This window comes from Methylobacterium sp. WL116, assembly GCF_008039455.1.
Taxonomy (GTDB): domain Bacteria; phylum Pseudomonadota; class Alphaproteobacteria; order Rhizobiales; family Beijerinckiaceae; genus Methylobacterium.
Genome location: NZ_VRUV01000311.1, coordinates 1 through 5,499, shown reverse-complemented (window position 1 = coordinate 5,499; position 5,499 = coordinate 1). Strand labels below are relative to the sequence as shown.

The following is a 5,499-nucleotide window of genomic DNA, read 5'->3' as shown; positions in this document are numbered from 1 at the left end:
GGTCGCCGACGACCCGCTCCAGGTCGGCGAAACCGCCGAGCACGGCGACCTCGCGCATCGTCTGCCCGGCCTCGTCGGCGCGCGGCGAGAGGATGCCCTTCGGCGCGAGCTTGCGCACCGAGCCGGATTCGATCGCGCGCAGCAGCGTCTCGATGTCGGCACCGCGGCCGAGCAGCAGCGTCGGCACCGTGGCCGAGCGCGCGCTCGACTGCTTGGAGCGGGCGTATTTCAGGTAGCGGAAGGCGAGGCGCGTGCCGCCGAGCAGGAAGATCTGTAGCACCCAGTACAGGACGATGGCGATCTTGCCGAAGAAGTAGAACCCGTACAGGTCCGACGAGACCAGGACGTAGTCGAGCACCAGCAGCCCGAAGGCGAGCACGCTCGCGGCGCGAACGATGCCGGCGAGATCGGGCAGGGAGGCGAAGCGCCACTTGGTGCGGTAGAGCCTGAACCGTCCGTAGACGAGGCCGGCGACGACGAGGAACGGCGGCAGCAGGACGGGAAGCGCGTGCACGCGTTCGGCGAGGGCGTCGCCGGTGAAGCGGAACACGAAGGTGAGGACCACGGCCAGCGCGGTCGCCACGAGATCGTGGACCACCATCACCGCGGTCTTGTAGGTGCGCTGCTGCATGATGTTCCGCGGCGGTATCGGCTCCGCCTCGGGCGGTGTCAACGCGATCGGTCAGCCGGTCGGGCGGACGGCCCGCGCCACCGCATCGTCGGCCTGGTCGATGTCGGGCGCGTCGATCCGGCGATAGCGGGCCTGGATCAGGCCGAAGGCCCCGAACGCCACGTGGCCGGCCGCGACGATCGCGAGCAGGATCCGGCCGTAGGGCTGGGCGCGCAGGGCCTGGAACGCCCCGGACAGGCCCTTCACCTCCGACGAGGCCTGATACCAGGCCGCGACAACGACGAAGCCGCCGATGATCAGGAACGCGATGCCGCGGGCCGCGTAGCCGAACCGGCCGACCGGCTCCGCCCAGGCCTGGCGCGCCGCGTCGAGGGCGAGGCGCTCGGTCACGTCGCCGCGAACGGCCTTGACCAGGAAGCCGACGCCGCCGCCGGCGACGCCGAGGCCGATCAGCGCCACGGCGAAGCGGCCGAAGGGTTTGGCCAGCAGCCACGCGGTCCAGTCCTGCAGGCCGTCGCCGTCCGACTGCAGGCCGAGCCCGAGGGCGAGGCTCGCGGCCGTGAGCCCGAGGCCGGCATAGATGCCCGCGCTGACGAGGTGGGCGCCCCGCACCACGAGCCCCTTGGGCGAGGTGCCGCGCCGGTCGGCGTCGGTCACCGCCTCGACGAGGCGCCAGGCGGCGAAGCCCCAGAGCCCGAGGGCGATCAGGCCGACGATCCAGGGGCCGAGGGGTCCGAGCAGCACGAAGCGGAGCGCGTTCTCGCTGTCGCCGGCCTTGCCGCCGGCCCCGACCGCCGCGAGCACCGCCAGCACGCCGACGACGCAGTAGACCGCGCCGCGGGCGCAGAACCCGAAGCGCGCCAGCCGCTCGATGGTGTTGCGCCCGGCGAACACGGTGGACGGACCTTGGGCCGAGCCGGTCACGCCGGCTCGCGTTGCGGCTTCCCGGCCAGCGCCACGTAGAACCCGAGCCCGTCCCCGGCCGGGAGCGTCTGCAACCGGTCGACGAGGCCGCGGCGCTTGGCGTCCAGCAGCAGGCGGCCCGCCGGTTGGAACAGGGTCTCGCCGCCGCCCTCAGGCGGCGGATCGAGGCGGATCGCCACGGTCTTGCCCTTGGCGAAGCGGCTCCGCTCCAGCATCTCGTTCAGCGACGCCTCCGCGGTCGCCCGGTTGGCGCCGCGCAGGTCCATCACCGATTCCGCATCGGTGACGCCGAGGCCGCCGCGCAGCTTGTCGGCGTAGAAGTCTTCGAAATGGGGCAAGGGCTGCGACCTGGTGGGTGTTGGCTAGAACGACAGACCGGCGAAGACGGTTGCGACGGGCGAGGCGCTGCCGAACTCGGGAAGCTCGATCGCGCCGTCGAGGCCGAGCGCCTGCTTGCGCCGGGCGTCGCCCTCCTGCCGGCGCCAGACCTTCACCCGCGGCTCGTCCTGATACACGATCAGGAAGACCTGCAGGCTCTCGACGGCACGGTAGAAGTCGGTCTTGCGGCCGCGGTCGGCGCTCATCGTCGAGGGGGACAGCACCTCCGCGACGAGGATGGGATCGGACGCGTAGCCGTCCGGCAGCATCGGGCCGCAACGCACCACCACGTCGGGGATCGGCGCGAAGTCGTCCATGTCCCGGCCGACGACCGCGATGCCGGGGACGACGCGGCAGCCCCGCACATCGGCGAGGTCGCCGAGGCGACGGATGAGGTTGGAGACGATGGTCTGGTGCCGCTCGGTCGGTGGCGACATCAGCACCGGCTCGCCGTCGAGCAGTTCCCAGCGCTCGTCGTCCGGGCGGCCGGCGACCCAAGCCCGGTAGTCCGGGACGCTCATGCGGTCGTCCCGCTTCGCCGCGACTGCCATGCGGGCCTCTCCGAACTGCCTGGGCGAGCGTACCATAGATGGGTCCGCCCGCGACCGGCGTCAGCCGCGGGCGTTCAGAATTCCACCCGGGCGTAGATGTCGGCTACAGCGAGCGTGCCGCCGAGCTCGGGCAGGTCGATCACGTCGCCCCGTCCCAGCATCCGCATCGCCCATCCGGCGTCGCGCCGCCAGACCTCGACCCGGGCATCGTCCTGATAGACGATCAGGAAGACCTGCAGCGCCGCGACCGTGCGGAAGAAATCGGTCTTGCGGCCGCGATCCATGCTCATCGTCGAGGGGGACAGCACCTCGGCGACGAGCAGCGGGTCGCGGGTGTAGCCGTCGCGGGGCAGCGGGCCGCACTGGACCACGATGTCGGGGATCGGCGCGAAGTCGTCCATCTCCGCGCTGAGCACGGCGAGGCCGGGGAGGGCGCTGCAGCCCCTGCGCTCGGCGAGTTCGTCGAGGCGCCGGACCAGGTTCGCGACGATGCGCTGGTGACGCCCGCTCGTCGGCGACATCAGCGTCGGTACGCCGTTGAGCAGCTCCCAGCGCTGGTCGTCCGGCTTGGACGCGACCCAATCCTGGTATTCGGCGACGCCCATGCGCGCGTCGCGTCGTCGGGCAACGGCCATCGCGGCCTCCTCCGGTGAGGCCGCGATGGTAGCAGTCCGGGGCCGGTCCGCAACGGCGCGGACGCTCGGGTTCAGCCGTGCACGAGCACGTTGCGGAACTGCCAGGGGTCGCTGGCGTCGATGTCCTCCGGGAACAGGCCCGGGCGGCCGGCCAGCGGCGTCCAGTCGGTGTAGACGCCGACGACGGGGCCGAGATACGGGGTCTGGACTTCGAGGCAGCGGCGGAAGTCCATCTCGTCGGCCTCGACGATGCCGGCCTCGGGGTTCTCCAGCGCCCAGACCATGCCGGCGAGCACCGCCGAGGTCACCTGAAGGCCGGTGGCGTTCTGGTAGGGCGCGATCCGGCGCGTCTCCTCGATCGAGAGCTGCGAGCCGTACCAGTAGGCGTTCTTCTTGTGGCCGTAGAGCAGCACGCCGAGCTCGTCGATGCCGTCCTCGATCTCGTTCTCGTCGAGGATGTGGTGCTTCTCCTGCACCTTGCCGGCATTGCCGAACATCTCGTGGAGCGACAGCACGGCGTCGTTGGCCGGGTGGTAGGCGTAGTGGCAGGTCGGGCGGTAGGCCGCGCGCTCGCCCTCGAGAACCGTGTAGTAGTCCGAGATCGAGATCGCCTCGTTGTGGGTCACGAGGAAGCCGAACTGCGACTGCGCAGTCGGGGTCCACGAGCGCACGCGGGTGTCGGCGCCGGGCTGGAGCAGGTAGATCGCGCAGCGCGAGCCCTTCTCCTGCTCGCGGGCGTTCTCGGGCATCCAGGTCTCGTGCGTGCCCCAGCCGAGCTCGGCCGGCTGGTTGCCCTCCGAGACGAAGCCCTCGACCGACCAGGTGTTGACGAACACGCCCTGCGGCTTCGGATGCTTGGCGCGCTGGGTGTCGCGCTCGGCGATGTGGACGCCCTTGACGCCGACCTCGCGCATCAGCGCGGCCCATTCGGCGCGGGACTTCGGCTCGGGCGTGGTCACGCCGGTGTCCTTCGCGATGTTCAGCACCGCCTGCTTGACGAACCACGAGACCATGCCGGGATTGGCGCCGCAGCACGAGACCGCGGTGGTGCCGCCGGGGCTGGCGGTGCGCGCGTCCAGGATGTCCTGCCGCAGCGCGTAGTTGGTGCGGTCGCCCTGGCTCTTCTCCTTGTCGAAGTAGAAGCCCGGCCACGGCTCGGCGACGGTGTCGATGTAGAGGGCGCCGAGCTCGCGGCACAGCTCCAGGATCGCGCGCGACGAGGTGTCGACCGAGAGGTTGACGCAGAAGCCCTGGCCGCCGCCCTCGGTGAGAAGGGGCGTGAGCACGTCGCGATAATTCTCGCGGGTCAGCGCGACCGTCTCGAAGCGCAGGCCGTGCTTGTCGGCGAGAGACCGGTGCGAATCATCCGGATCGATCACGGTGAAGCGGGCACGGTCGTATTCGAAATGGCGCTCGATGAGCGGAAGCGTGCCGCGACCGATCGATCCGAACCCGATCATCACGATGGGTCCGCTGATGCGACCGTGGATCGGCCCTCTGTTCGGCCCTTGGTTCGGCGTGTCGGTCATGGCTCGGGCGGTCCTTCGGATGTGCGCGGCGCGCAGGGGCGGCTCGGGTTAGGCGGCCGATGTGACGATGGGGCGACAGGCCGGGCTCGTCCGCGAACGGACGTCCGCGACGGCCCCCCGGCCCGGGCGCCGATCCCGGTCGGCGATCGATCGCGGCGCAGGGTATGTCCGGCCCTAGTGCCGCCTCGTGCCGTGAGGGTCAACCGCGCAACGCCTGCGCGGCGAGCAGAGTCGTTGACGAAGTGTTGCCGCGGCATGCGATGACTGCATGCGAGCCCCACCAAACCTCATGTTGCGTGCATCGCACAACGCTCTCATGCTGCACTGCGAAATCGACCACGATCCGTGCCGGATCATCGATCGAACGGAGTCCGCCATGCTGTCCGTCCTCACCGCCCGCGTTCCGGTACCCGCCGACGAGCCGCAGGACCGCGATCCCGGTTTCCTGACCCTCGCCTTCACGGTCGTGCGGGTCCTCCGGCGCGAGGGCCGCAGCGCCTTCGAGCGGCGTTGCGCCCGCGCCGCCGAGACGCTGCCGCACGCTTGATCCTGTTGCGGCGCCGGTCGAATCCACCGGCACCGGATTGCGCAGCCTCGGCTTGACCGCTAGGCGGCTTCCTCAACGCCACATCGGCCGGGGGGGCCGTTCTTCGCATGTCGCCGATCCGCGCATCCCGCCGTCCCGCGATCCTCGCCGCCGTCCTGATCGCGCTGTCGATCGGCACAGTCCCGTGCGCCGCACAGGAAGAGGCGCCGGAGGCTCAGCCCGAGGCCGCGCCGAAGGTCAAGCCGAAGCCGCGCCCGCCCGCGCCGAAGCCGGCCCCGAAGGCGACGCCGGCCGGCCAGACCGC

Annotated in this window: 6 protein-coding genes and 1 pseudogene; 1 reads left to right on the top strand and 6 read right to left on the bottom strand. The window is 71.1% G+C overall.

The window, feature by feature from the left end:
- The 6 genes and pseudogenes from FV223_RS18960 to FV223_RS18935 all read right to left on the bottom strand — a co-directional run.
- A pseudogene (locus FV223_RS18960) lies at window positions 1-631 on the bottom strand (capsular biosynthesis protein); the annotation flags it as partial.
- A gap of 51 nt (window positions 632-682) precedes the next feature.
- On the bottom strand, window positions 683-1,555 hold the full coding sequence (locus tag FV223_RS18955) for a DUF1206 domain-containing protein (RefSeq protein ID WP_244030826.1): 873 nt from the start codon (window positions 1,553-1,555) through the stop codon (window positions 683-685).
- Window positions 1,552-1,893 (bottom strand): hypothetical protein, encoded by a 342-nt coding sequence (locus tag FV223_RS18950; RefSeq protein ID WP_147728461.1) that lies wholly within the window; start codon window positions 1,891-1,893, stop codon window positions 1,552-1,554. The genes FV223_RS18955 and FV223_RS18950 overlap by 4 nt, the downstream gene beginning before the upstream one ends.
- A gap of 24 nt (window positions 1,894-1,917) precedes the next feature.
- On the bottom strand, window positions 1,918-2,484 hold the full coding sequence (locus FV223_RS18945) for a Uma2 family endonuclease (RefSeq protein WP_147728460.1): 567 nt from the start codon (window positions 2,482-2,484) through the stop codon (window positions 1,918-1,920).
- 74 nt (window positions 2,485-2,558) lie between these two features.
- The gene (locus tag FV223_RS18940; RefSeq protein ID WP_147728459.1) at window positions 2,559-3,119 is read right to left on the bottom strand and encodes a Uma2 family endonuclease; all 561 of its coding nucleotides are present in this window, start codon (window positions 3,117-3,119) and stop codon (window positions 2,559-2,561) included.
- Between the two features lie 71 nt (window positions 3,120-3,190).
- A complete protein-coding gene (locus FV223_RS18935; RefSeq protein WP_147728458.1) occupies window positions 3,191-4,648 on the bottom strand; it encodes a saccharopine dehydrogenase NADP-binding domain-containing protein in 1,458 nt (485 codons plus the stop codon).
- Between the two features lie 376 nt (window positions 4,649-5,024).
- Between FV223_RS18935 and FV223_RS30600 the strand changes: the two genes are divergently transcribed.
- The gene (locus FV223_RS30600; RefSeq protein WP_187274656.1) at window positions 5,025-5,195 is read left to right on the top strand and encodes a hypothetical protein; all 171 of its coding nucleotides are present in this window, start codon (window positions 5,025-5,027) and stop codon (window positions 5,193-5,195) included.
- Window positions 5,196-5,499 lie beyond the last annotated feature (304 nt).